The following is a 527-nucleotide window of genomic DNA, read 5'->3' as shown; positions in this document are numbered from 1 at the left end:
CATGCATTCAGCAGCCCCAGCGAGTAATAGCCTTTATCCATTAACGTCAGGGTGTTATCGCCGGTCTGCCCTATCAGTTGTTCTGCGAGCTCATTTTCACTGTTTTTCATCGTGCCGAAGGCCGCTGCCGTCAGCAGATGGCTGGTCAGCTCCATCTGACAGACCATTTTAACCTGCGGGTAGAGGGCCGGGTTTCCGCCATGCGTCTGGCGGGGAAAGGCGCTGTCGTTTTCCGGTGTGCCCGGTGTTCGCCAGAACACACCATCGATGGCCAGCAGGGTCAGGCCACACCAGTGCGGATGCGGCGTGGCCTTATGCCAGAGCTGCGCTGTTTGCGTGAACACACGGCGGACGGCTTCGCTTCCCAGTCGCTGGCGGGCCTAGATCACGGCACTGGGCGCAACGAACGGACGATTACCGGGTAACATGATATCCAGCCGGTTAACGATCTGATGAAGCGGCTCCTTGCGCTCAAGGGCCATACCGACAATGCACCAGACCATCATTTCCAGAGGAAGGCGCCGTTT

1 pseudogene is annotated in these 527 nt (G+C 58.4%); it reads right to left on the bottom strand.

The features are described 5' to 3' along the window. Positions 1 to 527, bottom strand: a pseudogene (locus PUZ33_RS25145) (IS4 family transposase); the annotation flags it as partial.

The sequence above is a fragment of the Enterobacter cloacae complex sp. 2022EL-00981 genome, assembly GCF_028737495.1.
Classification (GTDB): Bacteria; Pseudomonadota; Gammaproteobacteria; order Enterobacterales; family Enterobacteriaceae; genus Enterobacter; species Enterobacter cloacae.
This window is presented reverse-complemented; position numbering and strand designations above follow the sequence as displayed.